The organism is Massilia sp. MP_M2, assembly GCF_039123635.1.
In the GTDB taxonomy this organism is placed as follows: domain Bacteria; phylum Pseudomonadota; class Gammaproteobacteria; order Burkholderiales; family Burkholderiaceae_D; genus Telluria.
Genome location: NZ_JBCHJF010000007.1, coordinates 17205 through 31115, shown reverse-complemented (window position 1 = coordinate 31115; position 13911 = coordinate 17205). Strand labels below are relative to the sequence as shown.

The 13911-nt window shown below is 64.4% G+C and carries 14 protein-coding genes; all 14 read left to right on the top strand.

Going from position 1 to position 13911, the window contains the following annotated elements; genetic code table 11:
* Positions 1–189 precede the first annotated feature (189 nt).
* The 14 genes from pyrH to RCH14_RS15470 all read left to right on the top strand — a co-directional run bounded on the left by pyrH (position 190) and on the right by RCH14_RS15470 (position 13866).
* On the top strand, positions 190–906 hold the full coding sequence (pyrH, locus tag RCH14_RS15535) for a UMP kinase (RefSeq protein ID WP_343027007.1): 717 nt from the start codon (positions 190–192) through the stop codon (positions 904–906).
* Positions 907–931: 25 nt separating this feature from the next.
* The gene (frr, locus tag RCH14_RS15530) at positions 932–1492 is read left to right on the top strand and encodes a ribosome recycling factor (RefSeq protein ID WP_343027006.1); all 561 of its coding nucleotides are present in this window, start codon (positions 932–934) and stop codon (positions 1490–1492) included.
* 187 nt (positions 1493–1679) lie between these two features.
* Positions 1680–2432 carry a polyprenyl diphosphate synthase gene (gene uppS / locus RCH14_RS15525; protein ID WP_343027005.1) on the top strand — a complete coding sequence of 251 codons (753 nt, stop codon included), beginning with the start codon at positions 1680–1682 and terminating at the stop codon, positions 2430–2432.
* Positions 2433–3263 carry a phosphatidate cytidylyltransferase gene (locus tag RCH14_RS15520; RefSeq protein WP_343027004.1) on the top strand — a complete coding sequence of 277 codons (831 nt, stop codon included), beginning with the start codon at positions 2433–2435 and terminating at the stop codon, positions 3261–3263.
* A gap of 12 nt (positions 3264–3275) precedes the next feature.
* Entirely contained in the window at positions 3276–4448 is a 1173-nt protein-coding gene (ispC, locus tag RCH14_RS15515) for a 1-deoxy-D-xylulose-5-phosphate reductoisomerase (RefSeq protein ID WP_343027003.1), read from the top strand.
* Between the two features lie 17 nt (positions 4449–4465).
* On the top strand, positions 4466–5803 hold the full coding sequence (gene rseP, locus RCH14_RS15510; protein WP_343027002.1) for an RIP metalloprotease RseP: 1338 nt from the start codon (positions 4466–4468) through the stop codon (positions 5801–5803).
* A gap of 81 nt (positions 5804–5884) precedes the next feature.
* A complete protein-coding gene (bamA, locus tag RCH14_RS15505; RefSeq protein ID WP_343027001.1) occupies positions 5885–8233 on the top strand; it encodes an outer membrane protein assembly factor BamA in 2349 nt (782 codons plus the stop codon).
* Positions 8234–8273: 40 nt separating this feature from the next.
* Complete coding sequence (locus RCH14_RS15500; protein ID WP_343027000.1) at positions 8274–8819, top strand: OmpH family outer membrane protein; 546 nt, start codon at positions 8274–8276, stop codon at positions 8817–8819.
* A gap of 57 nt (positions 8820–8876) precedes the next feature.
* A complete protein-coding gene (lpxD, locus tag RCH14_RS15495; protein ID WP_343026999.1) occupies positions 8877–9929 on the top strand; it encodes a UDP-3-O-(3-hydroxymyristoyl)glucosamine N-acyltransferase in 1053 nt (350 codons plus the stop codon).
* Positions 9926–10435, top strand: coding sequence for a 3-hydroxyacyl-ACP dehydratase FabZ (fabZ, locus tag RCH14_RS15490; RefSeq protein ID WP_343026998.1), 510 nt, complete (start codon positions 9926–9928; stop codon positions 10433–10435). Before lpxD ends, fabZ begins: the two co-directional genes overlap by 4 nt.
* A 9-nt stretch (positions 10436–10444) precedes the next feature.
* A complete protein-coding gene (gene lpxA, locus RCH14_RS15485) occupies positions 10445–11233 on the top strand; it encodes an acyl-ACP--UDP-N-acetylglucosamine O-acyltransferase (RefSeq protein WP_343026997.1) in 789 nt (262 codons plus the stop codon).
* Positions 11217–12419, top strand: a complete 1203-nt coding sequence (lpxB, locus tag RCH14_RS15480; protein WP_343026996.1) for a lipid-A-disaccharide synthase — start codon at positions 11217–11219, stop codon at positions 12417–12419. The genes lpxA and lpxB overlap by 17 nt, the downstream gene beginning before the upstream one ends.
* Positions 12416–13084, top strand: coding sequence for a ribonuclease HII (gene rnhB, locus RCH14_RS15475; protein WP_343026995.1), 669 nt, complete (start codon positions 12416–12418; stop codon positions 13082–13084). The genes lpxB and rnhB overlap by 4 nt, the downstream gene beginning before the upstream one ends.
* The gene (locus RCH14_RS15470) at positions 13081–13866 is read left to right on the top strand and encodes an RNA methyltransferase (protein ID WP_343026994.1); all 786 of its coding nucleotides are present in this window, start codon (positions 13081–13083) and stop codon (positions 13864–13866) included. The genes rnhB and RCH14_RS15470 overlap by 4 nt, the downstream gene beginning before the upstream one ends.
* Positions 13867–13911: the final 45 nt, after the last annotated feature.

Genomic DNA, 13911 nt, shown 5'->3' with positions numbered 1-13911 from the left:
ACCGCGTGGACGGCGCAGCCGTCCACCCTACGATCCGGATGATTGCGCAGCCAAACGCCATGCGTAGCGCGCCTCAGGCCGCACCCGCTTTACAATCCCATCCGTCCCGGGACGGATGAGACCCGCCCACGAGGCGCCGGTCAGCCCCGAATTCGAACCACAGAACCATCCTATAGGAGCCGCTTCATCATGACAAAACCAGCTTACCAACGTGTCCTTCTGAAACTGTCTGGCGAAGCACTGATGGGCGATGATCAGTTCGGTATCAACCGCGCGACCATCGAACGCATGGTGGCCGACGTGGCCGAAGTGTCCAAGCTGGGCGTGCAGATCGCGATCGTCATTGGCGGTGGCAACATCTTCCGCGGCGTCGCCCCCGGCGCCCAGGGCATGGACCGCGCGACCGCCGACTACATGGGGATGCTGGCCACCGTCATGAACGCGCTGGCATTGGCGGACGCGATGCGTCACGTCGGTATCACCGCCCGCGTCATGTCGGCCATCGCCATCGAGCAGGTCGTCGAGCCGTACGTGCGCCCGAAAGCACTGCAATACCTCGAAGAAGGCAAGGTCGTCGTGTTTGCCGCCGGCACCGGCAACCCGTTCTTCACGACCGACACGGCTGCCGCCCTGCGCGGCGCCGAGATTTCGGCCGAGATCGTCCTGAAAGCCACCAAGGTCGACGGCGTCTACAGCGCCGACCCGAACAAGGACCCGAGCGCCACCCGCTACGACAGCATCACGTTCGACGAAGCGATCTCGAAGCACCTGCAAGTGATGGACGCCACCGCGTTCGCACTGTGCCGCGACCAGAAACTGCCGATCAAGGTGTTTTCCATCGTCAAGCCCGGCGCGCTCACGCGCGTGATCATGGGCGAAGACGAAGGTACACTGGTCCACGTCTAAATTAACTGAACAACAGGAGAGCAGCATGTCCTTAGCTGACGTCAAAAAAAACGCACAAGACCGTATGGTCAAGTCCATTGAAACCCTGCGTGCCGATCTGGCCAAGGTCCGTACCGGCCGCGCGCATACCGGCATTCTCGACCATGTGACGGTCGACTACTACGGCTCGCCAACGGCGCTGCCGATGGTGGCCAACCTGACCCTGGTCGATGCCCGCACCATCGGCGTCCAGCCATTCGAAAAGAAAATGCTGGGGGCCATCGAAAAGGCCATCCGTGATGCCGATCTGGGCCTGAACCCGTCGTCGCAGGGCGAAATGATCCGCGTGCCGACCCCGCCGCTGACCGAAGAGCGCCGCAAGGAAATGGTCAAGCTGACCAAGTCCGAAGGTGAAGACGCGAAAATTGCCGTGCGCAATATCCGTCGCGACGCCAACGAAGCGCTGAAGAAAATGGTCAAAGACAAGACCGCATCGGAAGACGACGAGCGCCGTTCGTCGGACGAAATCCAGAAGCTGACCGACAAGGCCGTGGCCGACATCGACAAGTTGCTGGGCGAGAAAGAAAAGGAAATCCTGACGGTGTAAGCAGGCATTGCATCGGCAAGCCTCCGGGCTTTCTGCGGACCGGTCCCGGCAACTTGCCGCGGCCGGTCCGCGTGCCTTATGATTGACCAATTGCACAATGCCGCGTGCAGGTTGGTAGCGCAGTCCGATGGCGCAATTTTCTGACGCAGTTGTATGGCGCAGTTTTGCGGCGCAGTCTTATGGAAATATGATGTTCAAAAGCTCGACCACTGCCGTTCCCGCCACGTCCGCCGTGCCACGCCATATCGCCATCATCATGGATGGTAATGGTCGCTGGGCAACCAAACGCTTGCTGCCGCGCGTGGCTGGCCACGTCAAGGGCGTCGAAGCCGTACGCGGCGTGGTCGAAGCCTGCGTCGAACGCGGCGTCGAGTACCTGACGCTGTTCGCCTTCTCGTCCGAGAACTGGCGCCGTCCGGCCGACGAAGTCTCGCTGCTGATGCGCCTGTTCGTGACGGCGCTCGAGCGTGAAGTCGCCAAGATGCATGCCAATAATATCCGCCTGAAAGTGGTGGGTGACCTGAGCCGCTTCGACGCCAAGCTGCAAGAGATGATCGCCAATGCCGAGCGCCGCACTGCCGGCAACACACGCCTGACGGTCACTGTGTGCGCGAACTATGGCGGTCGCTGGGATATCATGCAGGCAACCGGCAAGATGGTGAAAGCCAACCCCGGCATCACCGAGTTCAGTGAAGACATGCTGGCGCCGCACCTGGCGATGGCGTACGCGCCTGAACCCGACCTGTTCATCCGCACCGGCGGCGAAGAACGCATTTCGAATTTCCTGTTGTGGCAGTTGGCGTATGCCGAGCTGCACTTTACCGACACCTTCTGGCCTGACTTCACGCCAAAGGCGCTGGACGAGGCGATTGGCTCCTTCCAGGAGCGCGAACGGCGCTTTGGCCAGACCGGCGCCCAAGTAGCGAAGAAGACCAACTAAATGCTCAAGACCCGGATTCTCACCGCGCTCGTTCTGCTGGCAGTGTTGCTGCCGGTTTTGTACTCCAACAATTACATGGCGTTTGCGGTGGTGGCCTCGGTCTTCTTCGGCGCCGCGATCTGGGAGTGTTTTCGCCTGTTCAATCCCGGCGCCCGTAGTGCGATCGTGATCGCCGCTGCCTGGACGCTGGCCTTTGCCTATGCGTTCTTCGTGCGCGAGCAGGGCAATCCGACCTTCTGGTTCGGCATCGGCGTGCTGCTGTGGGCGCTGCGCTTCGCACCCACGCTCAAATTCGGGCTGCCGCCGCTGTCGAGCGCGCCCAACACCCTGCTGAGTCTGCTGTACGCGATCTCGCTCGTGGCCTGCTTCGTGGCCATCGTCTACCTGTTCAATTATTCGGCGGTGCTGCTCCTGTCGGTGCTCGCCATCGTCTGGGCGGCCGACATCTTTGCCTATGTCTGCGGCAAGACCTTCGGCAAGCGCAAGCTCGCGCCGAGCATCTCGCCCGGCAAATCGTGGGAGGGCGCCATCGGCGGCGGACTCGTCACGCTGGTGCTGGCTGCGTGCACCGTGGTCTTCGGCGGCGAAGCCTTGGCCGGCACGTTTGCCGTGCGCGTGCAGGCGGGCCTGGGCTGGCTGGGCATGTTCGCCGTGATTGCCCTCATCGTGGTTGCCAGCGTTGTTGGCGACCTGTTCGAATCCCAGCTCAAACGCCGCGCCGGCGCCAAGGACAGCAGCAACCTGCTGCCGGGCCACGGCGGCGTGCTGGACCGGATCGACGCACTCGTGCCGGTCCTGCCACTGGCGGCGCTGATCGCTACCTGGCTCTAGAAGGAAGTTCACATGCAACGCATTACCATCCTGGGCGCCACCGGCTCGATCGGCGCCTCGACCCTCGACGTGCTGGCGCGTCATCCCGAGCAATACCAGGTGTACGCGCTGAGCGCCCATACCCGCGTGGAAGAACTGGCCGCGGCCTGCCGTAGCTGCCGCCCCGCGCGCGCGGTGGTCGGTAGCGCCGACGCGGCCGCGCGCCTGGCGCTGCTCATCGCCGACCTGCCGACCAGCGTCGAATACGGCGAACAGGCGCTGTGCGATATCGCGTCAAGCGACGACACCGACACCGTGATGGCGGCCATCGTCGGCGCCGCCGGCCTGGCCCCGACGCTGGCTGCGGCCCGCGCCGGCAAGAAGATCCTGCTGGCGAACAAGGAAGCGCTCGTCATGTCCGGCCAGCTGTTCATGGACGCCGTGCGCGAGCACAAGGCGACGCTGCTGCCGATCGACAGCGAACACAATGCCATCTTCCAGTCGCTGCCCGCCGCCTTTGGCCGCGTGCCAGCAGCGGCCGGCGTGGCCAAGATCCTGCTGACGGCATCTGGTGGCCCGTTCCTGAACCGCGCCGTCGAGACCCTCGGCGACGTGACCCCGGACGAAGCCTGCAAGCACCCGAACTGGGTCATGGGCCGCAAGATCTCGGTGGATTCGGCGACCATGATGAACAAGGGTCTCGAAGTGATCGAAGCCCACTGGCTGTTTGGCGCGCCGGCCGACCAGATCGAGGTCGTCATCCACCCGCAAAGCGTGATCCACTCGATGGTGTCGTATGTCGACGGTTCGGTGCTGGCGCAACTGGGCAACCCGGACATGCGCACGCCGATCGCGCACGCGCTGGCGTATCCGGACCGGATCGCGTCGGGCGTGGCCCAGCTCGACCTGACGCAGATGGCGGCGCTGCAGTTCTTCCCGCCTGATTTTGCGCGCTTCCCGTGCCTGGCGCTGGCGTTCGACGCGCTGCGCGCCGGCGGCACCGCCCCGTCATTGCTCAACGCCGCCAATGAGGTGGCGGTGGATGCCTTCCTCGCGCGCCGCATTGGTTTTCGCGATATCGACCGCGTCATCCGCCACGCGCTCGACGCCGTCGAACACGGTCCGGCACCCTCGATCGAGGCCGTGCTGGCCCAGGACGCGCGTGCCCGCGCGGCTGCGGCGCATGCGGTCGCGAGCCTGCACTGATTGACGGATAGATCCCGATGAACCTGCTCTACACAGTGCTGGCCTTCGCGCTGGCGCTCGGCCCGCTGATCGTGATCCACGAGCTGGGTCACTACCTCGTGGCGCGCGCCTGCGGCGTGAAAGTGCTGCGCTTTTCGATCGGCATGGGCCGCGTCGTCTGGTCGCGCCGGTTCGGTCGCGATCAGACCGAATGGGCGGTCTCGCTGCTGCCGCTGGGCGGCTACGTCAAGTTCCTCGACAGCCGCGATCCCGACGCCGGCCCGATCGACAAGAGTGAGCTGTCCCGCGAATTCACGCGCCAGAATGTCTGGAAGCGCATTGCGATCGTCGCCGCCGGCCCGCTGTCGAACTTCGTGCTGGCGATCGCCCTGATGGCCGCGCTGTTCATGCATGGCGTGGACGAGCCGTCGGCGCGCCTGCGCAGCGTGGCCGAATCGACGGACGCCTACCGCGCCGGCGTGCGTGGCGGCGAAACCGTCGTCGCCGTCAATGGCAGCGCCGTGCGCTCGTGGTCCGAGCTGCGCTGGCAGATCATGCACGCGGCGGTCGACAAGACCGATGTGCGCATGGATCTGCGCAGCCCCGACAACGGAACCTACGCTGTCGTGCTGCCAGCGTCCGTCATCGGCAAGCTCGATGTCGACAGCGACGTGATGACTACGCTGGGCCTGGACCTGTGGCGCCCGCAGCCGCGCATCGACAAGGTGATCGCCGATGGGGCAGGTCAGCGCGCCGGCCTGCAGGCCGGTGATCTCGTGATGCGCCTGAACGGTGCACCGGTCGTGGACGGCATCGCCTTTATCGACGCGGTGCGCGCTGCCCCGGGGCGCGCCCTGCAGGTCGACGTGCAGCGCGCCGGCGCGCCGGTCTCGCTGTCGCTGACGCCGGAGACGGACGCGAATGGCCGCGGCGTGATCAAGGCCATGGTGGCGCAGGCGCCCGAGATGGTGACTGTCTCATCAGGCCCGTTCGATGCCATCGCACGCGGGGCCGAGCGCACCTGGGAAACGTCGATGATGACGCTCAAAATGATCGGCAAGATGATTACTGGCGAAGCATCTTGGAAAAATGTGACCGGTCCGATCACGATCGCCGATTATGCCGGACAGACCGCCCGCATTGGTCTCGTGAGCTATTTACAGTTTATTGCCTTCATTAGTATCAGCTTAGGCGTCATGAATTTGTTACCAATTCCCGTTCTGGATGGTGGCCATTTACTGTATTATTCGCTGGAAGTTTTGACCGGGCGTCCTGTTTCTGTGCGCGTCGTCGAGTTCGCACAGCGCGCCGGGATCGGCCTGCTGTTCATGCTGATGGCGCTCGCCGTCTTCAACGACCTGGGCCGGCTGCTCTAGCCGCCCGCGGTTCGCTCCCCGAGAGCCCAGTCAAATCACCACGCAATCGTTGTCCAAATGAGTGACCCTTTGATCCAGCCAATGAAATCACAACCAGATCGTTTCGCCTTGCCGTTCATTCGCCGCAGCCTGATCGGCTCCGCCGTCGTGGCGCTGTGCGCCACGCTGTACGCAAATAATGCCATGGCCGCCAACCCGTTCGTCGTCAAGGACATCCGGGTCGAAGGCATCCAGCGTACCGAGGCAGGCACCGTGTTCAGCTACCTGCCGGTGCGTGTGGGCGAGACCTTCGACGACGTCAAGGCCTCGAGCGCGATCAAGGCCTTGTACGCGACCGGCTTCTTCAAGGACATCCGCCTCGAAGAAGAAAACGGCGTGCTGGTCGTGCTAGTCGAAGAGCGTCCGGCGATTTCGTCGGTCGACTTCACGGGCACCAAGGAATTCGAAAAAGACATGCTGGTCAAGGCGCTGTCCGAAATCGGCGTCGCCCAGACCAAGATCTTCGACAAGGCCTCGGTCGACCGCGCCGAGCAGGAGCTCAAGCGCCAGTACCTGTCGCATGGCCTGTACGGCGTGAAAATCACCACCACCGTGACCCCGATCGAGCGCAACCGCGTCACGATCATGTTCAACGTGGACGAAGGCGATGTCGCCAAGATCAAGGGCATCAACATCATCGGCAACAAGGCGTTCAGCGATAAAGAGCTGCGCCAGTTACTCGAGCTGCGGCCGTCGGGCTGGTTCACCTGGTACTCGAAGGCTGACCAGTACTCCAAGCAGAAGCTGACCGGCGACCTCGAAAAGATCAAGTCGTGGTACCTCAATCGCGGCTACCTCGAAGCCAACGTCGAATCGACGCAAGTGTCGATCACGCCAGATAAACGCGACATCTACCTGACGCTCAATATTACCGAAGGCGAGCAGTACACCGTCTCGAGCGTCAAGCTTGAGGGCGAAATGTTCGGCCGCGAAGAAGAGCTCAAGGGGCTGATCCTGCTCCAGCCTGGCAAGACCTACGTGGGCGACCTGCAAGAGGGCACCAACAAGCTCATTTCCGATCGCCTGGGCACCTTCGGCTACGCATTTGCCAACGTCACGGCCAACCCGGAACTCAATCGCGAAAAGCGCGAAGTGGCCTTCACGTTCTTCGTCGATCCGGGCAAGCGCGCCTATGTGCGCCACATGAACATCACGGGCAACACCGTCACGCGCGATGAAGTCATCCGCCGCGAATTCCGCCAGTTCGAGAGCTCGTGGTATGACGCCAACCGCGTCAAGCTCTCGCGCGACCGCGTCGATCGCTTGGGCTACTTCAAGGATGTGAAGGTCGAAACGCCCGAGTCGCCAGGCACCTCCGACCAGGTCGACGTGAACATCGCGGTCGAAGAAAAACCGACGGGTAACTTCATGATCGGCGGCGCCTTCTCGCAGTCCGAGAAGTTCACGTTCACCGCGTCGATCTCGCAGGCCAACTTCGCCGGCAGCGGCAACACGGTCGGCATCGAACTCAATACCAGCAAGTACAACCGCACGATCGCGTTCTCGCAGACCAATCCGTACTTCACGGACGACGGCGTCTCGCGCGCGTTCTCGCTGTACCTGCGCACGTCGCGCCCACCGGCACTGAACATCGGTTCATACACGGTGAAGCAAACCGGCGGCAACATGACCTTCGGCGTGCCGTTCTCCGAGTCCGACACCGTCTACTTCGGTGCTGGTCTGGAACGCACCCAACTGGAAACCGACGAATCGTCGCCAAGCATCTACCAGACGTTCGTGCGCCAGAACGGCGGCCCGGCCAGTGGTGTCGGTTCGGCCACCACCAATTCGATTCCATTGACGGTGGCGTGGGGCCGCGACACGCGCGACAGCGCCGTGACCCCGAGCCGCGGCCGCTTCCAGCGCGCCAACTTCGAAGTCGATGCGATTGGCGACGCCAAGTACTATCGCCTGGTGTACGAACACCAGTGGTGGAAGCCGGTCACGCGCTGGATGACGCTGGCCCTGCGCGGCGAGTTCGATTACGGCCAGGGCATTGGCGGCAGCGCCTACCCGGTCTTCAAGAACTTCTATGCCGGCGGCATCGGTTCGGTGCGCGGCTACGAGAGCTCGTCGCTGGGCGTGGTCGACCAGCGTAACTTTGATGCGATCGGCGGCTCGAAACGCGTCATCGTCAACGCCGAACTGCAGTTCCCGTTCCCGGGCAGCGGCACCGACCGCAGCCTGCGCTGGTTCACCTTCGCCGACGGCGGCCAGGTGTTCCAGGAGGATGCGAAGATCCGCTTCGGCGAGTTCCGCTACTCGGCCGGTATCGGTCTGTCCTGGATTTCCCCGGTCGGTCCGCTCAAGTTGAGTTATGCTAAGCCGCTGAATTCGCTGCCGGGTGACCGCCTGGAGCGCTTCCAGTTCCAGATGGGTACCGGCTTCTGACCGGCCCACTGCGTCCTGAAGAACGATTGCGAGAGACTTTATGTTGAAAACTCTGATTGCCTCGCTGCCTGACGGCTTCAAGCCCACCGTGGCACCAGCCTTGCTGCTGGCCGCGATGTGCGCGTCGCCGCTGGCGCAGGCGCAGGCGCAGGTGGCGACGGGCCGCATCGGCTTTGTCTACACCGAGCGCCTGATGACCGACTCCAAGATGGCCAAGGCGGCCGACGCCAAGCTGGCGGCCGAATTCTCCAAGCGTCAGAAGGCCCTCGAAGAGACGGTCGGCAAGTTCAAGGGCGCGTCCGAGAAGTTCGACGCCGAAGGCAGCAGCCTGGCCGAGCTGGAACGCACGCGCCGTGCGCGCGAGCTGTTCAACATGCAGAAAGACGTCGAACGCATGCAGCGCGAGTTCCAGGAAGACCTGCAGCAGCGCAAGAACGAAGAACGCGCCGCCATTGCGCAGAAGGCCTACAAGCTGGTCGAACAGTACGCCGAAGCCGAAAAGCTCGACGCAGTGCTGGTCGAAGCCGCCTGGGTCAACCCGCGCGTGGACATCACCGACAAGATCCTCAAGCTGCTCGACAAGTAAGCTTTGTTGGCAGTGTTTTCCTGCTTTACCGATTTTGACTCACACTGAAAGACCGAGATGGGCATTCGACTAGGCGATTTGGTCGAGCGCTTCGGCGGACAGCTGGTGGGCGACCCGAACCTCGAGGTTACGGCGATTGCTCCCCTGGACACGGCCGGCGCTTCGCACATCAGCTTCCTCTCCAACAGCAAGCTGCGCGCACTGGCGGCGCAAAGCGGGGCCGCGGCCCTGATCCTGTCGCCGCTGGACGACCCGACGGTGGCCGCGACCTACGAAGGCGCGCGCATCGTTACCACCAACCCTTACGCATACTTCGCCCGCGCGGCGCAGTATTTTGCCTCGTTGACCGACCACGTGCCGGCCGCGGGCGTGCACCCGAGCGCCGTCGTTGCCGACAGCGCCGTGGTCGACCCGAGCGCCCATATCGGGCCGCACGTGACGATCGACGAAGGCGCCGTGATCAAGGCGCAGGCGGTCATCGACGCCGGCTGTTACGTCGGGCGCAACGCCGTCATCGGTGAAGGCACGCACCTGTTCGCGAACGTGACGTTTCACGCTGGCTGCGAGATCGGCAAGCGGGGCATCCTGCACTCGGGCGCCGTCATCGGCACCGACGGCTTCGGGTTCGCCAACGAAGGCGGCGTGTACATCAAGATCCCGCAGACCGGCCGCGTGCTGATCGGCGACGACGTCGACATCGGCGCCAACACGACGATCGACCGCGGCGCGCTCGAAGACACGATCATCGAAGACGGCGTCAAGCTCGACAACCAGATCCAGATCGGCCACAACACCCGCATCGGCGCGCACACCGCGATGGCCGGCTGCGTCGGCGTGGCCGGCAGCGCGAAGATCGGCAGCCGCTGCACGTTCGGCGGCGCCGCCATGGTGCTGGGCCACCTCGAGATCGCCGATAACGTCCACATCTCATCGGGCAGCATGGTATCGCGCTCGGTGCTTGAACCGGGCCAGTACACGGGCTTTTATCCGCTGGCCAAGAACGCCGAGTGGGAACGCAGCGCCGCGATCGTGCGCAACCTGAGCTCGATGCGCGAAAAACTGCGCGCGCTCGAGAAAACCATCAAGAACCTCACAGAACAACAACAATGACAACGCCACAACTCACCACTCTCGACATCAACCAGATCAAAGAATACCTGCCGCACCGCTATCCGATGCTGCTGGTCGACCGCGTGCTCGACGTCGAACTGGGCAAGCGCATCGTCGCGATCAAGAACGTCACGATCAACGAAGAATTCTTCAATGGCCACTTCCCGCACAAGCCGGTGATGCCGGGCGTGTTGATGATCGAAGCGCTGGCGCAAACCGCCGCGATCCTGTCGTTCATGACGATGGGCGTCAAGCCCGACGAAAACTCGGTCGTGTACTTTGTCGGCATCGACAACGCGCGCTTCAAGCGGCCGGTGGAGCCGGGCGACCAGCTGCGCATGGAAGTGGAAATCGTGCGCGTCTCGCGCGGCATCTGGAAATACAAGGCCGTGGCCACGGTCGACGGCAAGGTCGCTGTGGAAGGCGACTTGATGTGCACGATCCGGGGCGCAGCCGAAGCGCCGATGAAAGGCGAGGCTGCACCGGCTGCGGCCACGCCCGAGTAAGGAGACGCGATGAGCAAGATCCATCCAACCGCGATCGTCGATCCGCAGGCGCAGCTCGATAGTTCGGTCGAGGTCGGGGCTTACTCGATCGTCGGGCCGAACGTGCGCATCGATGCCGGCACCGTCATCGGGCCGCACGTCGTCATCGACGGCCACACGACGATCGGCAAGGACAACAAGTTCTTCCAGTTCTGCTCCATTGGCGCAGCGCCGCAGGACAAAAAATGGCAGGGCGAGCCGACGCGACTGGAAGTGGGCGACCGCAATACGGTGCGTGAATTCGTCAGCTTCAACCTGGGCACCGTGCAGGATGAAGGCGTCACGCGCCTGGGCCACGACAACTGGATCTCGGCGTACGTGCACCTGGCGCATGACTGCCAGGTTGGCAACAACACGATCTTCTCCAACAATGCACAGCTGGCGGGCCACGTGCATGTGGGTGACTGGGCGATCCTGTCCGGCTTCGTCGGCGTGCATCAGTTCTGCAAGATCGGCGCGCACGCGTTCATCGGCATGTATACGAGCCTGACGCAGGACGTGCCGCCGTACGTGCTGGTGTCGGGCAATCCGGCCGGTGCACGCGGCGTCAACCTCGAAGGCCTCAAGCGCCGCGGCTACACGCGCGAGCAGCTCGATGGCATCCGCAGCGCCTACAAGCTGCTGTACCGCAACGGCCTGACGCTCGAGGAATCGAAAACGGCGCTGCAGGCCGAAGAAGAACGCCTGCCGGCAGCGGCGGACGATATTCGCCTGCTGCGCGACTTCCTCGGCACCGCGAGCCGTGGCATTGTCCGCTAACGGCGTGCGCACTGCCTCTTCTGCCGACGTGTCGCTGGCCCTGGTGGCCGGCGAAGCGTCCGGCGACATGCTGGCGGCGCGCCTGCTGGCCGGCCTGCGGCCGCACCTGCCGGATGCGCGTTTCCACGGCATCGGCGGGCCGCGCATGATCGAGCAGGGCATGGTCAGCGACGTCCCGATGGACCTGCTGACGGTGCGCGGCCTGTTCGAAGTCATTCCCCGCTACCGTGAGCTCAAGGGCATCCAGAGCCGCCTGCGCGACCGCTTGATCTCCGAGCGGCCGGCCGCCTTCATCGGCGCCGACTACCCCGGCTTCAACCTGGGCTTAGAGGAGCAGTTGCGCGCCGCGGGCATCCCGACGGTGCACTTCATCGGGCCGCAAATCTGGGCCTGGCGCGGTGGCCGCATCAAGAAGATCCAGCGCGCCGTGTCGCACATGCTCGTCATCTTCCCGTTCGAAGAAGCGATCTACCGCGCGGCGGGTGTCCCGGTGACGTATATCGGGCACCCGCTGGCCGAGACGATTCCGCTGGCGCCCGACGTGGCGGCTGCGCGCCGCGCGCTGGGTTTGTCGATCGATGCGCGCGTCGTCACCGTCATGCCGGGCAGTCGCATGGGCGAACTGAAATACCTGGCCGAGCCCTTTGTGCGCACCGTGCAGCTGCTGGCGGCGCGCGATCCGGGCCTGCGCTTCGTCGTGCCGATGGTCGGCGAGCGCCAGCGCGCCTACTTCGACGAGATCGTCGTTGCGGCAGGACTGCAGGGCGTCGAGCTGCTGGTGACCGCCGAAGGTTCGCACACGGCGATCGCCGCTGCCGACGCGGTGCTGGTTGCCTCGGGCACGGCCACCCTTGAAGTCGCGCTATTCAAGAAGCCGATGGTCATCGCCTACAAAGTGATGCGGGCCTCGTGGGAGATCATGCGGCACATGGGTTACCAGCCGTGGATCGGCCTGCCGAATATATTGGCGCGCGAATTTGTCGTGCCGGAGCTGTTGCAGCATGCGGCTACGCCCGAAGCGCTGGCCGACGCCGTCTGGCGCCAGCTGGAAGATACTGCGGGGCGCGAGCGCCTGGCGCAGCGCTTCCTCGACATGCACCACAGCCTGCTGCGCAACAGCGCCGCAGAGAGCGCGCAGGCGGTGCTGCAGATTATCGGGCGCTCGGCGCCCACACCACGTTCATGACCAAGACAAGAATCAATCTGTATCCCGGCCTGCCCACCAGGGGCCGGCCGTTTACCGCACTGGACATCGTGTGCGGCGTCGATGAAGCGGGCCGCGGCCCGCTGGCGGGGCCCGTGTTTGCGGCCGCCGTCATTCTCGATCCGCGCCGTCCGATCGACGGCCTGCGCGACTCGAAGAAACTGACCGCCGCGCGGCGCGACGAACTCGCGCCGCTGATCCGCGCACAGGCCCTGGCCTGGGCAGTGGCCGAATGCTCGTGCGAAGAAATCGACAGCATCAACATCCTGCAGGCGACCATGCTGGCGATGCGCCGCGCCGTGGAGGCGCTGCAGCATGCGCCGACGATCGCGCTCATCGACGGCAACCGCTGTCCCGAGCTGACGGTGCGCGCGCACGCGATCGTCAAGGGCGACGACAAGGTCAATGCGATTTCGGCCGCGTCGATCCTGGCCAAGACCGCGCGCGACGCGGCGCTGGTGCGGCTGCACGAACAGTATCCGCAATACGGTTTCGACCAGCACAAGGGCTACGGCACGGCGCTGCACCTGGAACGTCTGGGCGAGCACGGGCCGTCGCCGGCGCACCGCCGCTCGTTTGCACCGGTGCGCGGGATGCTGCAGACCGATCTGTTTGGCGCCATGGTTGGCAGTGTGGTGACCCCATGAAGACCATCACCTCGCGCGACAACGCGTTCTACAAAGAGATCAAGGCGCTGGCGACCAGCTCGCAGGCGCGCCGCAAGGCCGGCCACAGCCTGCTCGATGGCGTGCACCTGTGCCAGACCTGGCTCGACCTGCGGGGTGCGCCGCGCCATTGCGTGGTGTCCGAGGGCGCGCTGGGCAACCCCGAAGTGCAGGCCATCGTCGCGCGCTGCGGCGCCGTGAACGCCCCGGTGACGGCGCTGCCCGATGCGCTGTTCAACGCGGTCAGCCAGGTCGAGCATGGCGTGCATCTGCTGTTCGTGATCGACACGCCGCAGCCGGCGACTGCGCCGGCATTGGTGATGGCCAGCGTGCTGCTCGACGGCGTGCAGGACCCGGGCAACGTCGGCTCGATCCTGCGCAGCGCCGCTGCCGCCGGCATCAAGCAGGTGTACTGCAGTCCCGGTACCGCATTTTGCTGGTCGCCGAAAGTGCTGCGCGCGGCGATGGGCGCTCATTTCGTGCTCGAGATCTTCGAGCACGTCGAATTGCCGGCGCTGGTGCGCACGGCGCAGGTGCCGGTGCTGGCCACCAGCGGCTATGCGGCCGCAGGCCTGTACACGCTGGACCTGCGGCTACCTGTGGCGTGGGTGCTGGGGCACGAAGGGCAGGGCGTATCAAACGCCGTGCTGGACCTGGCCACGCACCGCGTCGCGGTGCCGCATCTGGGACAGGTCGAGTCGCTCAACGTTGCGGCCTGCGCCGCCGTGTGCTTCTTTGAAGGTCTGCGCCAGCAGCAGGCATAGACGGCGCCTGCGCCATCAAGTAGGCTAGCGGCTGGTAACGTGGAG